The organism is Bradyrhizobium sp. SZCCHNS3016 (genome assembly GCF_032484535.1).
GTDB lineage: Bacteria > Pseudomonadota > Alphaproteobacteria > Rhizobiales > Xanthobacteraceae > Bradyrhizobium.
The window spans coordinates 195229-211664 of record NZ_JAUETE010000007.1 but is presented as its reverse complement, the minus strand read 5'-3'; the positions used below and the strand labels follow the sequence as shown (position 1 = coordinate 211664).

Here is a 16436-nt window from a genome sequence, read left to right as displayed (position 1 = left end):
GGCCGCATAGACCCCGCCTCGGGGGCGGTCAAGCAAGCCTTACTGGTTGCTAAACGGGAAACACTGTCCGCCAGCAGTTTTCAACGATCCGCACATCTTATTGGCCTCTTCCTTCGTCGCGAAGGGCCCGACGGCTGCGCGGTACCTGACACCGCCCTTCTCACCCAGATCCATCCGCCTGATGATCGGCTCATATTTGCCAAGCACGGCGCCGTACTTGTCCTGCACCGCCTTGTAGGACGACATCGCCTCCGCCTCGCTGGCCTGCGACGAGATCGAGACCAGATAGCCGCCGGTACGATCATTCTGGGTCTGCTCGGTGACCGGCACGGCCGCGGCGATGCGCGCCGGTGCGGCGGCCTGCGGTGTCAGCGGCATCGGACTGTCGTTGGCGGCCGACGCGTTGGCGTTGGCCGCCGATTTGCGGCCCTTCTGCGTCGCCGCCGGCTTGGTTGCAGGCGTCGCCGGCATCGGCGGATCGACCGCGGCGGCCTGATTGCCCCCCGTCACGGACAGCGTCTTGATCGGACGCGGATCACTGTTGGGCAAAATGCCATTGGCGTTGGCCATTTGCGACATCGGGGCCGCCCCGGCGCTGACCGGCGGCGGAGCCGCATTCTGGTTCATTTGCGGGAACACCACGCGCGGATTGCCGCCGCGGACGTTCAGATCCATCGGCGTCTCCTCGCGGGACACCAGCTTCTCGCCGCCGTCATTGCCGAGCAGGCGATCGGGCACCTTCGGCGTCGGATCCTGCTGGGCCATGATCTTGGTCGGACTGTTGTCGGCGCGAATGATCGGCGGCTCGCCGGTACGGCCGGACGAGATGTAGGTCTTGTAGCCATAGGCGCCGCCGGTGCCGACCACCGCAAGGGTCAACACCGCGAGCACGGTGCTCATGCCGCTGCGCCGCCGCGGCCGCTCCTCTTCCTCGCTCTCGTCGTAGCCGTCCTGATAGCCGTATTGGCCGTCCTGGAAATCGTTGTCGCCCTGAAACCCCTGCTGTCCCGAGCCCATCTGCCCGAACAGCGCATCATCATAGCGCGAGGAGTCCGGCTCGTTGTCATCGAAGCCGTTGTCGCGGTTGTAGTCGCGGTCGTTTTCGGCGAACCCGTGGCGCGACTCCCCGACGCTGTAGTCGAGCTTGGACAGCTGGTCGGCGAACTCCGCGTTCGGATAACCCTGCTGCTGCCGGGGAGCGGGCGCGGGCGCGAAATCCTGGTCCGGGAAGCCCGGCTGGCCGCGCGGATCCTGATAGCCCGCCGGAAAGGCCGGCGGTGCCGGCGCCGGCTGCGGCGGCTCGCGGCCGATGTCGGCGAAGGGGTTGGCGGCGGCAGGCTGGGCACGTTGCATCCAGGCCGGAGCGCCAGCAGGCGGCATGCCGGGAACCGGCTGTTCTGGCGCGGGCGCGGCGGGGCGCACCATCGGACGCGGCTGAGATTGCGGAGTTGCCCGGCCCGACGCGGCAAAAGGATCGTTCTGCCCGATCAGGCGAGCGAGTTCGGCGAGCGGATCGGCATCGGCCTGCTGGTTTCCACCACGGCCAAAACCATCAGCGGGAAAGGGTCTGTCCTGGTAACGATCAGCCATCGTGATGAAGCGTCCCTGCGGGTGAGCCGCATATGCGTCCTAAGGCGGACCCTGCCAGATTGAGGCCCCCAACTGAAGTCGTGTGTTTCCCCCAATCAGCGCATTGCATCAGGAGCATTAACGCCCAAGATCGCAAGTCCCGACGCCAGAACCGAGACGACGCCCTGAACCATGGCCAAACGTGCCTTGGTCAATTCTGCATCATCATCGATAATGAAGCGTAAATAGGGCAAATCCCGCCCCCGCGTCCAGAGGGCGTGAAATTCGCTTGCAAGTTCATATAGGTAGAAGGCGATCCGGTGCGGCTCATGCGCTACGGCCGCGCTCTCAACCGTACGTGGGTACAGCGCCAGCCGTTTCAAGAGGTCGTGTTCAGCCGGGTCGGATAGTTTTTCGAGATTCGCCTGCGCCAGGAACGCGAGTCGCGCGCCCTCCGCCTCCGGCAATTCGGGCAGGCTTTCCCGGGCATTGCGGAAGATCGAATGCCCTCGCGCGTGGCCGTACTGGACGTAGAACACGGGATTGTCGCGCGACTGCTCGATCACCTTGGCAAGGTCGAAATCGAGCACGGCGTCGTTCTTGCGGTAGAGCATCATGAAACGGACCGCATCACGCCCCACTTCATCAACAACTTCCCGCAAGGTGACGAAGTCGCCAGAGCGCTTCGACATCTTCACCGGCTCGCCATTGCGCAACAGCTTGACGAGCTGCACGACCTTGACGTCGAGTACTGCCTGCGCAGCGGTGACGGCCTTCACCGCTGCCTGCATGCGCTTGATGTAGCCGCCGTGATCAGCGCCGAATACGTCGATCAGGTCGGCGAAGCCGCGCTCGAACTTGTGCCGGTGGTTGGCAATGTCGGAGGCGAAATAGGTGTAGCTGCCGTCCGACTTGATCAGTGGACGATCGACGTCGTCGCCATAGGCGGTGGCGCGGAACAGGAGCTGCTCGCGATCCTCCCAATCCTCCACCGGCGCGCCCTTTGGCGGCGGCAGACGGCCTTCATACACGTCGCCCCGCTCGCGCAGGAACTCGATCGTGTCGGCAACCTTGTTGGTGCTACCTGCAATCAGCGAGCGCTCCGAAAAGAACACGTCATGACGGATGTTCAACGCGGCGAGATCGTCCTTGATCTCGGCCATCATCATCGCGATCGCCTTGTCGCGTACGATCGGCAGCCACTCGGTCTCAGCGAGCGCCTTGAGCTTGTCGCCGTGCTCGCTCGCGAGCGCCTGCCCGACCGGCTTGAGATAGTCGCCGGGATAGAGCCCATCCGGAATCGCGCCGATATCCTCGCCGAGCGCCTCGCGATATCGGAGGAAGGCGGAGCGCGCGAGCACGTCGACCTGCGCGCCGGCGTCGTTGATGTAGTACTCGCGCGTGACGTCGCGCCCGGCGAACTGCAGCAGGCTGCATAGCGCATCGCCGAACACGGCGCCGCGGCAGTGTCCGACATGCATCGGCCCGGTCGGATTGGCCGACACGTACTCGACGTTCACCTTCGGCGCGCCGGGCACCGGTGCGACGCAGCCGTAGGCAGCGCCTTCGCGCAGGATCGTGCCGAGCGCTTGCGCCCAGACCACCGGCTGAAGCGTCAGATTGATAAAGCCGGGACCGGCGACGTCGACCTTGGCGACGAGTTCGTCGGCCCGCAGACGTTCGGCGATCTGCTCGGCGAGATCGCGCGGCTTGGCCTTCGCCTCCTTGGCGAGCACCATCGCCGCATTGGTGGCCATGTCGCCGTGACTCGGATCGCGCGGCGGCTCGACCACCACGCGCGAAAAATCGATGCCCTCGGGCCAGCCGCCCTGCTTGGCGAGCGCGGCGCAGATGGCGTGGACACGCGCGAGCATGTCGGCAAAAAGGTAAGGGGTGGAAGCTTGTTCGACCATGCCGCCGCCTAACGCAAATCCGGAGTCGAGTCAAAAAGCCGGTGGTGCTCCGTTAAGGCGAAACGGTCCGTCATTCCGGCGATAAAGTGGCCGATGCGGCGAGCCCGATCACCCTCGCCCTCGCAACCGTCCAGCCAGCCCACGGGCAGCGTCGAACCGTCCACATGGTAGCGGCCGTACAGGTCGGCGACGATGCGCTCGGCATCGCGCATCACCCGCATCACCCGCTCATGGCGGTACATCCGCTGCCAGAGAAACCCTTTGATGGTCGCCTCGTGCTCGGCCACATCGGCCGGAAATGCCACCAGCGGCCCGCTGTGCCGCCTGATGTCGTGAGGCGACATCGGCTGCGCGCGCGCGATCCGGCGCTCGGTCTCGGCCGCCACGGCTGCGATCAGGTAAGAGATCAGCTCGCGCACCAGCTCGGCGCCGCGCCGGATCGGATCGAGCGCCGGATATTGGCGGTCGATCTCGGCGATCATCGCCGCGAGCAACGGAATCTCCTTGAGGTCGTCGACCGTGAACAGGCCGGCGCGCAGCCCGTCGTCGATGTCGTGGGCATCATAGGCGATGTCGTCCGCCAGCGCCGCGACCTGGGCCTCGAGCGAGGCGTAGCTCCACAGTTCCAGGTCGAACCGGGCGTTGAACTCGGTAATTCCCGGCGGGATCGGCGCCTGCAACGGCCCGTTGTGCTTGACGATGCCCTCGAGCGATTCCCAAGTCAGGTTGAGACCGTCGAAATCCGGGTAGCGCTGCTCGAACGACGTGACGATGCGCAATGTCTGGGCATTGTGGTCGAAGCCGCCATGGTCCGCCATGCAGCGGTTCAGCGCGCGCTCGCCGGCATGGCCGAACGGCGGATGGCCGAGATCATGCGCCAGGGCCAGAGTCTCCGTCAGGTCCTCGTCGAGGCCGAACTGGCGGGCGAGCGCGCGGGCGATCTGGGCGACTTCCAAAGAATGGGTCAGACGGGTGCGGTAGTGGTCACCTTCGTGGAAGACGAACACCTGGGTCTTGTGCTTCAGCCTTCGGAAGGCGGTCGAATGGATCACCCGGTCGCAATCCCTGCGGAAAGGACTGCGGGTGCGGGACGGCGGCTCGGCGAACAGCCGGCCCCGGCTGCGATCGGGATCGCAGGAATAGGGAGCGCGGGGGGCAGCCATTCCGACCGACACGGGCGATTGTTCCTTTTGCGGTTTGATTCCTCGGCGGAGCCCACTTAACTATGGGGAGTGCCCGGCACCAAATGAATAGGGCATGACGCGCCTCCCGGAGACCCATTGCCATGACTGATGCCTCGACCGGCCCTGTCACCATCAGCGAACGCGCCGCCCGCCGCATCGGAGAGATCCTCGGCAAGGAGAGCGCCGGCGCGATGCTGCGCATCTCGGTCGAAGGCGGTGGCTGCTCCGGCTTCCAGTACAAGTTCGACATCGACCGCGCCAAGGCGGACGACGATCTCGTCATCGAGCGCGATCGCGCGGTGGTGCTGGTCGATCCGGCCTCGGTGCCGTTCCTCGCCGGCTCTGAGGTCGATTTCGTCGACGACCTGATGGGCGCCTCGTTCCGGGTCAATAATCCCAACGCCACCGCATCCTGCGGCTGCGGCACCAGCTTCTCGGTCTAGCCTCCGTCGTATCGGTCAGACCTTCGCGGTAACGGCAGGGCTGTCGGACGGCGCAAGCGTTGGCGCTTCAACGCTCAGTGCGGGCGTTCCGATTGCCTTCAGCATCGCCGCCACCATCGCCGGCTTGCGCAACGGCTTGGCCAGAAAGTCGGTCATGCCGGCCTCGCGGCACTGCTTGATGTCGTCCGGGAAGGCATTCGCGGTCAGCGCGATGATCGGCAGCCCGGCGAGCCGCCCGCCCCTCGCCCGGATGGTCCGGGTCGCGGTGATGCCGTCCATCTCCGGCATGCGGACATCCATCAGCACCAGATCGAACTCCTGTTCGTCGGCCGCCTTCACCGCCTGCAAGCCATCCGGAACGATGCATTTCTCGACCGGGAACTCCTGCAGCATCTTCGACACCACCATACGGTTGGTGGCGTCGTCCTCGGCGATCAGCACGCGCAAGGGACGGCCGAGCGCCCCGATCCGCGCCTTGAGGTCGCCGGCGCCGACACGGTCGGCGCGCTGATCGGACACCTGCTTGTCGCTCCACGGCAAGGTCAGGCTGAAGCGGAAGGTCGAGCCTTCGCCCTGTACCGACGACACCGCAATCGATCCGCCCATCTGCTCGATGATGCGCCGGGAGATCGCGAGCCCCAGCCCGGTGCCGCCGAAGCGGCGATTGATCGACGCATCGGCCTGGGCGAAATCCGTGAACAGCTTGCCGACGCGATCGGCGGGAATGCCCATGCCGGTGTCGGAGACGCGCCACTCGATCGTCGCCTTGTGATCGTCCCGCGTGCGGCAGGCTACGGCAATGGTGACGCCGCCGCGCTCGGTGAACTTCACCGCGTTCGATGCAAGATTGATCAGGACCTGGCGAATGCGCGCCACGTCGCCCTTCAGAGCCGGCGGCAGCTTCGGATCGATGTCCGCGTTGACCAGCAGGCTCTTCGATTTCGCATTGACCCCCATGATGGCGGTGACCGCCTCGACCAGGGCTGCCGGCGAAAAATCCACCGTCTCGAATTCGAGCTTGCCGGCATTGAGCTTGGACAGATCGAGGATGTCGTTGAGGATGCGCTGCAGATTGTCGCCGGACTCGCGGATCGTCATGACCGCGTGGCGCTGCTCATCGTCGAGCTTTGTCTCCAGCAGGGTCGAGGCGAGCCCGAGCACGCCGTTCATGGGCGTGCGGATCTCGTGGCTCATCATCGCCAGGAAGTCGGACTTGGCGCGGCTCTCGGCCTCCGCCTGCTCGGCCCGCCAGCGCTCGGTGACGTCGCGGCCGAAGCCGCGATAGCCCGCGAACTTGCCCTCATGGTCGCGCGCCGGCCGCGCCGTCAGCGCCCAGCGGCGGCGCTCGCCGCCCGCGACCACGACATGGATCAGGATCTCCGGGATCGACAGCCGCTTTGCCATGCGGTCGGCGAGAGTCGAAAGCGTCGCCGTATCCGTTGGGCAGAGATATTTCAGCGTATCGATCAGCCGCTCGCCCTTGAGCTGATCGAGCGGAAGCTGCGCCACGTCGGCGAAGCGCTGCGGCGCGTCGATCAGACGGCCCTCGGCATCGGTCTGCCACAGCCAGCTCGCGGCGTTCTCCTGGAATTCCTTCAGCAGCAGCGAGATCGTCTCGTTCTGGCGCTCATGCCGGATCTGCGCCTTCAGGTTCTCCAGGAACACGTTGCCGTGCGACACCAGGTGACGCACCATGAACGAGGTGTAGAGCAGCAGGAACACGACAAGCACGAGATAGGTCGCGCCGCCGCACAGAAACAGCGAGCCCACCGAGGCGAGCATCAGGGTCCAGGTGTAGGCGAGGCCGGCCCGCGGCACGCTCGACATCGCGAACGCGCCTCCGGAGATCATCCCGGTCATCAGCGAGCCCACGATGATCTGCAGATGCGGATCGACCTGCGGCATCACGATCAGCGGCAGCGATCCCCAGATGGTCGCCAAGAAAAACGCCTGCAGCGTCATCCGGGAGATGGCGCGTTCGGACGCCTCCTGCGGCCGCGACTTGCGCGCGCGCCACCAGCCGCGCAGCGCCATGCCGCCGGCCACGGCGATCGCGGCGCCCCACGCGATGAGGAAGAGATTGGAGACGGTGTTCCAGAACACGCCGAGAATGATCGCCGCGTTGGCGAAATTGATGCCGATGGTCACGGGGACGAGGCGCGCGACGGCATCGACCTGCCGCGCCCGGATGCGCCGGCGATCGCGCTCGGTCAGCGCTTCGTCGTCGAGACCCTCGATGGCGCCGAAGCCGCCGATCCAAAGGAAGAAGACACCCAGCGGGCTGCCACCGGCCGTTCGCTTCGAGCGCGTGGGATCCCCAGGCCAATTCATGAGCGCGCAGAACCTTCCTTGTGATCCCTTGCCATGCCTGACCGGCTGCTTCAGCCGCGTTAATTGTCCCGCCCGTAGAATTACGGAAGCTCCGAACGCGCGCGCTGACAGGGCTGGATGCAACTCGTCGTTCTCGCGGCACGATATGCCCGAGTCATGATCGTCGATTTCACCCTCGTTGAGGTCGAGGGCGCAGGGAATGCCGGGTGCTGGCCGCAACCCATGGCCCGCCTGCAGAAAAAAAGCAGGCGGCAGTCACCACAGGTCCAGCCGGTCAACCGGCATTCCCTGCGCAACGGCTCTACGCCTTATACGCACTCTCCCCGGGGACCGGCTTGATTGCCCCCGTGACCGGCGGATCATCGTCCCCACCGGCTTGGCCTCAGCATCGGGAGACCAGGACCATGCGATTTCGGCGTGCGCCAGGACTGTTCGTCCGCACGGCATCAGCCATGCTGCAGTCCACAGCGCCCGTCGCATCCCGCCCCGCGTGTCGTGACGATCGCGATACGCCCCTCGTACCGGGGCGGGACGACCTGAACGAAGCATGATTTCTGATAAAAAGAAACAACGAAATTTTTCGACGCGGGACTGGACAGGGCAAATCAGCTTGAAGCGACTGACGAAAATCCTTTCTGCGCGCAGACGGATTCGACGCCGGCCGCACCGGCTGACGCTCGGAAAATACACAAGGCCGCGCCACTGATTTGCCCGACGGGCACCCGCGACGGCGCAATGTCGCGCCGCGCTCTGACCAATCGCTCAGATCACCGCGCCGGATGCGTAGGCGCTGGCCCAACGCGGAAACCCGTTCTCCATGGCGCGCGCCGCGGCGCGATCCCAGTCGTAGGTGAGCGCGAACAACTCCGCCTGCCAATGTCCGCGCCGCTCCGTCAGAACGGCATAGCGCGCGTGCGGCGAGCGATATTCGAGCTGGGCAGCGACGGGGATGTCGCCGAATACGGGGCAGCCGACGCTGCCGGGATTGACGACCAGGGGCCCGCGCGGCACCTGCACCACCGCCTGCCGATGGCTGTGGCCGCACAGCACGAGCGTGGCGCCGCTGAGATTGACGAGACGCGCGGCCAGCACGTCGCGACGCGCTGGCACGTAACGGCCGTCGTCGAGCATCTCTTCGAGGAGGCAGGTGCTGTCGTCATCCGGCGTGCCGTGCACGGCAAGAATGCCCTGCTCCAACGCGATCCGCACCGGCAAGGCATGCAACTGGCGTCGCTGCTCAGGCGTGAGCGCCGCACGCGCGAAGCGGCCGGCCGGCGACAGCTTCTCCTCCGGCCATTCCTCGATCCAGCGGTCATGATTGCCGCGCACCGTCGGCAGCGCCAGCGACTGCAGCAGCTCGAAGGTTTCCTGCGGCCATAGCGGGCTCGTGACGCAGTCGCCGAGATTGACGGTGGCATCGACGCTGCGGGTCGCGATGTCGGTGAGCACGGCCTCCAGTGCCGGAAGATTGCCATGCACATCGGAAATCACGGCCAGTCGCATTGTCGTTTCCTCGCGTCGCAATTCGTAGTGATCACTTGAGACAGAGCCATAGCATGATCGTCATTGCGAGCGAAGCGAAGCAACCCAGGGCGACCCAGGAACTCTGGATTACTTCGCTTCGCTCGCAATGACGGCGCAAACGTAGGGTGGGCAAAGCGGCGCCGAAGGCGGCGCGTGCCCACCATCGCGATCATGTTGTGGAACGGTGGGCACGGTGCTCGCGACGCTGGCGCGTCGCTGTGCGCCTTTGCCCACCCTACGATTCTCTCATTGCGGCGCATTGATCGCGAACACATCGGCGCGCTCGATGATCAGGTCGCGAAACAGACGCGCCCTATGCGACATCCATTGCGGATCGGGATAGACGACGTGCAGCGGCAGCGACGGGACGTCGTAGTCGGGCAGCAGATGGATCAGCTTGCCCGACGCGATATGCTCCACCGCGCACCAGTCCGGCAGCACGGCAGCACCGAGACCTTCGAGCGCGGCCAGGGTCATGATGTCGGCGTCGTCGCACGTGAGCGATGGCGTGATGCCGACGACGTGGCGGCCGGTCTCGGATTCGAAGCTCCATTCGTTCTTTGGCGACAACCGCGAATAGGTCACGCAGGGGAGCTCGCGCAGATCGTTCGGCAGCCGCGGCTGACGGTGCCGGGCGAGCAGCGTGGGCGCCGCGACCAGTAGCCGCTTCACGGTGCCGACGCGCCGCGCGACCAGCGAGCTCGAGCTGAGCACGCCAATGCGGACGGCGAGCTCGGTGCCGGTCTCGACGAGGTCGACGAACTGCTCGGTGAAGCGGATGTCGAGCCGCACCTCGGGATAGCGTCGGCCGTACTCGGCGAAGATGTCGGCGAAGAAGAAGCGGCCGAACGAGGTCGGCACCGTCATCCGCAAGGTCCCGGAGGGAGCGCCGACGCGGCGCGGCGACGGCACGCCGGCGCTCTCGAACAAGGTGACGATGTCCTTGGCGAGCTTGAGGACGCGATCGGCCTCCGCGGTCGGACGCAGCTTGCGCGTGGTGCGGACGAACAGGCGGCAGCCGAACTGCTCCTCCAAGAGCGCGATGCGCTTGGTGATCGCCGGTTGTCCCAAGCCGAGATCGGCCGCGGCCTGGGTGAAGCTGCCGGCCTCCATGACGCGGATGAAGGTCTGCAGCGCGTCGATCCGGTCCATCCATTCCTCCCCGGAATGAGTTTTATTCTCCTCATTCCGTATACGTCAGGAGGCGGCCTGGTCTAGCCTCTAAAAAAATCAAACGGAGGGAGACCATGGAGAAGTCGATTGGCATTGTCGGAGCCGGCATCGGCGGGCTGCATCTCGCGCTCAATCTGCAAAAGCATGGCGTCCGGGCGACGGTCCTGACCGACCGCGAGCCCGAGCAGTATGCTGCAACGCGGCTGATGAACACGGTGGCGCACCACGGCGTCACGGTGGCACGCGAGAACGAGCTCGGCGTGAACCATTGGGACGATCCTGATGTCGTCTATCACCACCATGATCACTTCTTCAATTTTCCGGGCAGCCCCCTGCTCTTCCGCGGCGCGTTCAAGCAGCCGAGCCGGGCCGTCGACTATCGGATCTATTTGCCGGCGCTGATGAAGGATTTCGAGGATCGCGGCGGCGCGATCGAATATGCCAGCATTCAGGACGACGACATTCCGGCGCTGGTGGCGCGCTTCGACCTGCTCGTGGTGTCGACCGGCAAGGGCGCGCTGGGGCGGATGTTCAGCCACCGGCCGGAGCTGTCGCCCTACAATCAGCCGCAGCGCCTGCTCTGCGTCGGCCTCTATGACGGCGTCGACCACGGCAGCCCCGACGGCGACGATCCGCGCGGCGTGACGCTGTCGGTCTCGCCGGGGCATGGCGAGATGATCGTGATCCCGACGCTCACCTTCGGCGGCATGAAGACGGCGCTGCTGATGGAGAACATTCCCGGCGGCGACATGGCCGAGCTGGTGTCGCTCAACTACGACGCCGATCCCTCAGCCTTCCGGCAGACGCTGCTCGACAAGCTGGAGAAGCACCATCCGCACACCTACAACCGGATCGACACGCACCGCTTCGATCTGCAGCCGCTGGACCTCTTGCAGGGCGCCGTGGTGCCGACCGTGCGGCGCTCCTCGGTCAGCTTCGACGACGGCAAGATCGCGATCGCGCTTGGCGACGTGCACTCCGTGGTCGATCCGATGATGGGCCAGGGTGCCAACATGGCCTCCTATGCCGCGTTCGAGCTTGGCAAGGCGATCACCGAGGCGGTGGCGTTCGACGACCGCTTCGTCGAGACGGTGGATCGCGCGCGCGAGAACCGCGTGCTTGCCGCAGCGCGCTGGACCAATCTGATGCTGCAGCCGCCGTCGGAGGCGATGGGCCGGCTGATCTTCACCATGGCGCAGGATCGCGGGCTCTGCGACGAGTTCACCGACAATTTCAACTATCCTGAGCGGCAGTGGGACCGGCTGGCGAGCGAGCGGCGGATTCATGCCTGGATCGATGACCGAGCAAAGCTTGCAGCGTGATGGCGGAGAGAAGCCGATGAGCCATCAGCCGGACCCGGCCAGTTTTCGCGCGGCCGCGTCGCGGTTCTCGACCGGTGTGACCGTGGTGACCAGCAGCGGTGACGACGGCGCGCCGGTCGGCATGACGGCCAACAGTTTCACCACGGTCTCGACGCAGCCTCCGACGGTGCTGGTGTCGCTGAAGCGCGGCCGGACGTGGCAGGCGGTGAGCGAGACGCGCCGCTATGCGGTCAATGTGCTCGCCGCCGACGCTGTCGCGATATGCCGGCATTTCGCCGGCACCCCGCTAGCCCAAGGAGCACCAGCGCTTGACGCGCGCGACGGGTTCTTCCTGCTGCCGCAGGCTATCGCGCAGTTCGGCTGCGAGGTCGTCAGCACTGTCGAGATCGCCGACCACACGCTGTTCATCGGCGAGGTCCGGTGGTGCAGGCACCGGGATGGCCTGCCGCTCGCGTTCTACGCCAGCCGCTTTCGCAATGGGCTGGGCGCGGAGATCTTGCCGGGCGATGCGATGGCGTATCCGGCCGAGGGATGGTCGATTTGACCGCGTGGCCCGGTGGGCACGGCGCTGCGCGCCTTTGCCCACCCCACCAGTCGACGGAAGTCTGATGCGGTTCGCCGGGACGACTTAGTGAGCCAAACATCGTCACATTGAAGACTGCGGGTCCGGCACAGTCGTGAGGCTCAACCGCCGATCAGTCCGGGGGCGACGCCCCCCGTTGTGGCGGCTCCAGAATGACCGGAGCGCAGCCACGTGACGATCGAACCTGAATTTTACCGCCCACCCCGCCTCGCCGTCAAATGGATCGGCACCGCAAGCACCAGCCCTGCGGCCGGTGGTCCACAGGAGTTGCGCTCGTCGTCAGCTAGCGGCGCTCGTTCAGCCTGTGATTCCCACGCCATTCGCCTTGACCGGGGTGGTCGCGGCTTGATCTAACCGGGGCCGTTTCTCCTTCCCCCGGGAACCTCAGGCCATGCGCATCGCCACCTGGAACGTCAATTCGGTCCGGCAGCGGATCGATCACCTCCTCACCTGGCTGAAGGAGTGCGCGCCGGACATCGTCTGCCTGCAGGAAATCAAGTGCACCGATGACGCGTTCCCCAGGCTGGAGATCGAGGCGCTCGGCTACAACGTGGTGACGCACGGCCAGAAGACCTTCAACGGCGTGGCGCTGTTGTCGAAGCTGCCGTTCGACGAGACCAAGTCCGGGCTCGATGGAGATGCAGAGGATGTGCATGCGCGCTTCCTGGAAGGCGTGGTCAGCCTGAAGCACGGCGTGGTGCGTATCGCCTGCCTCTATCTGCCCAATGGCAATCCGCCGAACACGGAAAAATATCCCTACAAGCTCAAATGGATGTCGCGGCTTCGTGACTATGCGCATGAACGGCTGAAGACCGAGGAGCCGCTGATCCTCGCAGGCGACTTCAACGTCATCCCCACGGCGGCCGACGTCTCCAATCCGGAAGCCTGGGTCGAGGACGCGCTGTTCCGGCCCGAGACGCGCGAGAGCTTCCAGGCGCTGCTCGGCCTGGGGCTGACGGACGCGCTGCGCGCGGTGACCGATGCGCCCGGGCAATACACGTTCTGGGACTATCAGGCGGGCGCCTGGCAGAAGAACATGGGGATCCGAATCGATCATCTGCTGCTGTCGCCGCAGGCCAGCGACCGGCTGGTCGAGGTCGGCATCGACAGTTATGTCCGCGCCTGGGAGAAGCCGTCCGACCACGTGCCGGTGTGGGCCGATTTCGATATGGAGACGGCATGAGCGTCAAGCCGCGCCCGCCATCGGAGCGGCAGCAGACGCCGTCCCGAGCGTTGCAGGCGCGGTGATCGCCATCTCGCGATAGACCGTCGCGATCTCGTCAAACCCCGAACGCAGCTGCCGCATCTCGCCGGCCGCGAGCCGCACGCCGATGCCGGCATCGTCGGGGAGAAGGCTCGCTGCGGCGTAAAGCCCATCGATGCGCGCGATCGCCGATGTCAGCCGCAGGCTCACTGCGGCGAGATCGTGCCCCGCCAGCACCAGCACGGCGGTGCCGAAGGCCCGGCGGCCCTTGAACAGGACAGCCTCAGGACGACGCAGCCACATGCGGTCGATCAGAATGGGAGCGCCACCCGGCCTTCGCACGATGACGGTCGACTCGAGCTCCCTGAACAGGCGGCCCTGCCCCGCCGGATCGTGCATCGTGAAGGCGTCGGTCACGAGCGCTGAGGCATCGGTGGCGCAGGCGAGATCGACGATCTGACACAGCGCGGCATCAGGAAACAGGATGCGCGGCTCAGGCCGATAGTCGAGGCTCGCCCCTGCGGCCACGCTGAGCGCCACATGCTCGACGGCCCGCGTCCGCGGCTCGGCGCGATGCACCGATGTCGCGCCCTGCGTGGTGACACAGACTGAGGAGCCTTCCCCGAGCGTGAAACGCTGGGTCAGCCGGTCCTCGCCATGCACCGCGCCACTGCCGGTCTGCAGGATCACGCTGAGGAGATCAGGCCGCTCGGCATCGGTATGGAAGCTGCGCGTCAACACGAACGGCCAAGCGAACAACCGGCGATCGATCACGGTGCGGCCGCCGCGCCGGACGAAGCTCAGGTCAAGCCGCGGCTGCTCTATGGGGACGCCATCGGTCACGTGCGGAACAGCACCTCGCGCTCGAGCAGGTCGACGATCGCTTCAACGCCCTCGCCGCGCCGGCAGTTGGTCAAGAGCACGGGCCGGCCGCCGCGCACCTCCGTCGCCTCGCGCTGCATGCGGGCGAGATCGACGCCGACATGAGGGGCGAGATCGACCTTGTTGATGACGAGCAGATCGGCGCGGACCACGCCGGGACCGCGCTTGCGCGGGATGTCGTCGCCGCCGGCGACGTCGATCACGAACATCCAGAAATCCGTGAGGTCGCGCGAGAAGGTCGAGGCGAGATTGTCGCCGCCGCTCTCCAAGAGGATCAGCTCGACGCCGGGAAAGCGCCGCTCCAATTCGTCGGCGGCCTCGATGTTGAGCGTCGGGTCCTCGCGGATCACGGTGTGCGGACAGGCGCCGGCCTCGACCGCCGAGACTCGTTCGGGATCGATCAGGCCGGAGCGGCGGACGCGCTCGGCATCCTCGGCGGTGACGAGATCGTTGGTGATGACCGCGATGTCGATGCCGCGCGCCTGCAAAGCCGGGATCAGGCGTTCGACCAGGGCGGTCTTGCCGGAGCCGACGGGGCCGCCGATGCCGACGCGCGCGGCGGCCATGGGCTGATCGACGCGCGTGAGAGCGAGCCGGCTCATCGCAGCATGAACCTCCTGGCGAGCGGCACCGTGGTGGCCGGCGAGCACATCAGCAGCTTGCCGTCGGCGCGCACCTCGAAAGTCTGCGGATCGACCTCGACATGCGGCATCGCCGCGTTTCTGATCATGTCGGTCTTGCGCAAACGGCGGACGTTCTTGATCTGCACGGTCTCCCGTCCCAGCCCGAGCTTGCGGCGAATGTCGGCCTCGACTGCGAGCTTCGACATGAAGTTGACGCCGAGCCGCTGCGGCGCCGCGCCGAGCGCGCCCCACATCCGCTTCTGGATCATCGGCTCCGACAGCCCGAGGCTGCCATTGCCGTCGCCCATCGCCGCCCACACCGGAAAGCCGTTCTTGATCACCATATAGGGCTTGAGGCCGAACGAGGCGCGCGGCCACAGCACGAGATCGGCCATCTTGCCGACCTCGATCGAGCCGACGACGTGATCGATGCCGACGGCGATCGCCGGGTTGATCGTGAGCTTGGCGACGTAGCGCTTGATGCGCTCATTGTCGGCGCGTGCGGTCGTCTCCTCCGGCAGGCGGCCGATGCGGTCCTTCATGACGCTGGCGAGCTGCCAGCATTTGGCGACGTTCTCGGCGAGCCGGCCCATCCCCTGCGTGTCCGTGCCGAAGATCGAGATCGCGCCCATGTCGTGCAGGAAGTCCTCGGCCGCCATCGACTGCGCCCGCACCCGCGCCTCGCCGAACATGACGTCCTCGGGGGCGTTGTAGTTGAGCTGATGACAGATCATCGTCATCGGCACGCCCTCCTCCATCCCATACGAGGTGTAGGGATTGGTCGGATTGGTCGAGGACGGGATGACGTTGGGCCACGACACGACCTTGAGCAGGTCGGGCGCATGGCCGCCGCCGGCGCCCTCGACGTGGTACATGTGGATGGTGCGGCCATCGACCGCCGCCATGGTGTCCTCGCAGAAGCCGTATTCGTTGATCGAGTCGGTATGCAGATGGACGGCGAAATCGTTGCGGTCGGCGGCGATCAGGCTCTTGTCGATCACGTCAGGCGCGGCGCCGAAATCCTCGTGGATCTTGACCGACATGCCGCCGGCGGCGACCGCCTCCTCGACGGCTTCGGGATTGGAGCCGCCACGGCCGAACAGCGCGTAGTTCAGCGGCGAGAACTCGATCGATTTGAGGAAATGGCCGAAGTTCGGCCCCGAGCCGCTGCCGACGTCGAAGACAGGCCCCGAGCCGTTGCCAACCAGGGTCGTGGTGCCGCCGGCCAGCGCATGATCCGACTGCTCCGGCGAGATCAGATGCGCGTGGCTCTCGATCGCGCCCGCAGTGACGATGAACGGGCCGCCGGCGATCGGCGCGGTGGTGTGTCCCACCACCATGTCCGGATGCACGTCCGGCATCACGTCGGGGTTGCCGGCCTTGCCGATGCCGACGATGCGACCGTCGCGAATGCCGATGTCGGCCTTCACGATCCCGGCGACAGCATCGATGATGGTGGCGTTCTTGATGACGACGTCGAGCACCTTGTGCTGACAGGTGCGATGGCCGGCGACGGCCTCGCCGTCGCGCAAATTCTTGCCGGCGCCGACCAAAAGCTCATGACCGTAGGTGGTGTAGTCGTGCTCGATCTCGGCGAGCAAGCTGGTGTCGGCGAGCCTGACGAGATCGCCCTTGGTCGGGCCGTAGAGCTCGGCATAGGCGCGGCGGGTCAGTGTGGCCATGAT

Annotated in this window: 13 protein-coding genes; 4 read left to right on the top strand and 9 right to left on the bottom strand. The window is 66.0% G+C overall.

Annotated elements, in window-relative coordinates; translation table 11 throughout:
• Positions 1-39: 39 nt before the first annotated feature.
• The 3 genes from QW881_RS15845 to QW881_RS15835 form a co-directional block, all read right to left on the bottom strand.
• A complete protein-coding gene (locus tag QW881_RS15845; protein ID WP_315756660.1) occupies positions 40-1590 on the bottom strand; it encodes an SPOR domain-containing protein in 1551 nt (516 codons plus the stop codon).
• A 95-nt stretch (positions 1591-1685) separates the two neighbouring features.
• Complete coding sequence (gene argS / locus QW881_RS15840; RefSeq protein ID WP_315756661.1) at positions 1686-3482, bottom strand: arginine--tRNA ligase; 1797 nt, start codon at positions 3480-3482, stop codon at positions 1686-1688.
• A gap of 8 nt (positions 3483-3490) precedes the next feature.
• Positions 3491-4657, bottom strand: a complete 1167-nt coding sequence (locus tag QW881_RS15835) for a deoxyguanosinetriphosphate triphosphohydrolase (protein WP_315756662.1) — start codon at positions 4655-4657, stop codon at positions 3491-3493.
• A 110-nt stretch (positions 4658-4767) separates the two neighbouring features.
• On the opposite strand from QW881_RS15835, the gene erpA reads away from it, so the two are divergent.
• Positions 4768-5109, top strand: a complete 342-nt coding sequence (gene erpA, locus QW881_RS15830; RefSeq protein WP_315711699.1) for an iron-sulfur cluster insertion protein ErpA — start codon at positions 4768-4770, stop codon at positions 5107-5109.
• Positions 5110-5124: 15 nt separating this feature from the next.
• On the opposite strand, the gene QW881_RS15825 is transcribed toward erpA, so the two are convergent.
• The 3 genes from QW881_RS15825 to QW881_RS15815 all read right to left on the bottom strand — a co-directional run bounded on the left by QW881_RS15825 (position 5125) and on the right by QW881_RS15815 (position 10116).
• Positions 5125-7440 (bottom strand): ATP-binding protein, encoded by a 2316-nt coding sequence (locus tag QW881_RS15825; RefSeq protein ID WP_315756663.1) that lies wholly within the window; start codon positions 7438-7440, stop codon positions 5125-5127.
• Positions 7441-8202: 762 nt separating this feature from the next.
• On the bottom strand, positions 8203-8943 hold the full coding sequence (locus tag QW881_RS15820) for a metallophosphoesterase family protein (RefSeq protein WP_315756664.1): 741 nt from the start codon (positions 8941-8943) through the stop codon (positions 8203-8205).
• A 267-nt stretch (positions 8944-9210) separates the two neighbouring features.
• On the bottom strand, positions 9211-10116 hold the full coding sequence (locus tag QW881_RS15815; RefSeq protein WP_315756665.1) for a LysR family transcriptional regulator: 906 nt from the start codon (positions 10114-10116) through the stop codon (positions 9211-9213).
• Between the two features lie 95 nt (positions 10117-10211).
• Between QW881_RS15815 and styA the strand changes: the two genes are divergently transcribed.
• From styA to xth, 3 genes are all read left to right on the top strand, one after another.
• Entirely contained in the window at positions 10212-11459 is a 1248-nt protein-coding gene (styA, locus tag QW881_RS15810) for a styrene monooxygenase subunit StyA (RefSeq protein WP_315756666.1), read from the top strand.
• Positions 11460-11475: 16 nt separating this feature from the next.
• Positions 11476-12003, top strand: coding sequence for a flavin reductase family protein (locus QW881_RS15805; protein ID WP_315756667.1), 528 nt, complete (start codon positions 11476-11478; stop codon positions 12001-12003).
• A gap of 430 nt (positions 12004-12433) precedes the next feature.
• Positions 12434-13225 carry an exodeoxyribonuclease III gene (gene xth / locus QW881_RS15800; protein WP_315756668.1) on the top strand — a complete coding sequence of 264 codons (792 nt, stop codon included), beginning with the start codon at positions 12434-12436 and terminating at the stop codon, positions 13223-13225.
• 3 nt (positions 13226-13228) lie between these two features.
• Here the strand turns inward: xth and QW881_RS15795 are convergent, their stop codons facing one another.
• The 3 genes from QW881_RS15795 to ureC are packed head-to-tail and all read right to left on the bottom strand — an operon-like array spanning position 13229 to position 16433.
• A complete protein-coding gene (locus QW881_RS15795; protein ID WP_315756669.1) occupies positions 13229-14089 on the bottom strand; it encodes an urease accessory protein UreD in 861 nt (286 codons plus the stop codon).
• Positions 14086-14730, bottom strand: a complete 645-nt coding sequence (gene ureG, locus QW881_RS15790) for an urease accessory protein UreG (protein ID WP_315756670.1) — start codon at positions 14728-14730, stop codon at positions 14086-14088. The genes QW881_RS15795 and ureG overlap by 4 nt, the downstream gene beginning before the upstream one ends.
• Positions 14727-16433 carry an urease subunit alpha gene (gene ureC, locus QW881_RS15785; protein ID WP_316158527.1) on the bottom strand — a complete coding sequence of 569 codons (1707 nt, stop codon included), beginning with the start codon at positions 16431-16433 and terminating at the stop codon, positions 14727-14729. Before ureC ends, ureG begins: the two co-directional genes overlap by 4 nt.
• Positions 16434-16436: the final 3 nt, after the last annotated feature.

Bases quoted from the DNA above. Each gene is read 5' to 3' on its own strand.
- QW881_RS15820 (WP_315756664.1), bottom strand. From the start codon at position 8,943: ATGCGACTGGCCGTGATTTCCGATGTGCATGGCAATCTTCCGGCACTG.
- QW881_RS15825 (WP_315756663.1), bottom strand. From the start codon at position 7,440: ATGAATTGGCCTGGGGATCCCACGCGCTCGAAGCGAACGGCCGGTGGC.
- QW881_RS15845 (WP_315756660.1), bottom strand. From the start codon at position 1,590: ATGGCTGATCGTTACCAGGACAGACCCTTTCCCGCTGATGGTTTTGGC.
- erpA (WP_315711699.1), top strand. From the start codon at position 4,768: ATGACTGATGCCTCGACCGGCCCTGTCACCATCAGCGAACGCGCCGCC.
- QW881_RS15805 (WP_315756667.1), top strand. From the start codon at position 11,476: ATGAGCCATCAGCCGGACCCGGCCAGTTTTCGCGCGGCCGCGTCGCGG.
- argS (WP_315756661.1), bottom strand. From the start codon at position 3,482: ATGGTCGAACAAGCTTCCACCCCTTACCTTTTTGCCGACATGCTCGCG.
- QW881_RS15815 (WP_315756665.1), bottom strand. From the start codon at position 10,116: ATGGACCGGATCGACGCGCTGCAGACCTTCATCCGCGTCATGGAGGCC.
- ureG (WP_315756670.1), bottom strand. From the start codon at position 14,730: ATGAGCCGGCTCGCTCTCACGCGCGTCGATCAGCCCATGGCCGCCGCG.
- xth (WP_315756668.1), top strand. From the start codon at position 12,434: ATGCGCATCGCCACCTGGAACGTCAATTCGGTCCGGCAGCGGATCGAT.
- ureC (WP_316158527.1), bottom strand. From the start codon at position 16,433: ATGGCCACACTGACCCGCCGCGCCTATGCCGAGCTCTACGGCCCGACC.
- styA (WP_315756666.1), top strand. From the start codon at position 10,212: ATGGAGAAGTCGATTGGCATTGTCGGAGCCGGCATCGGCGGGCTGCAT.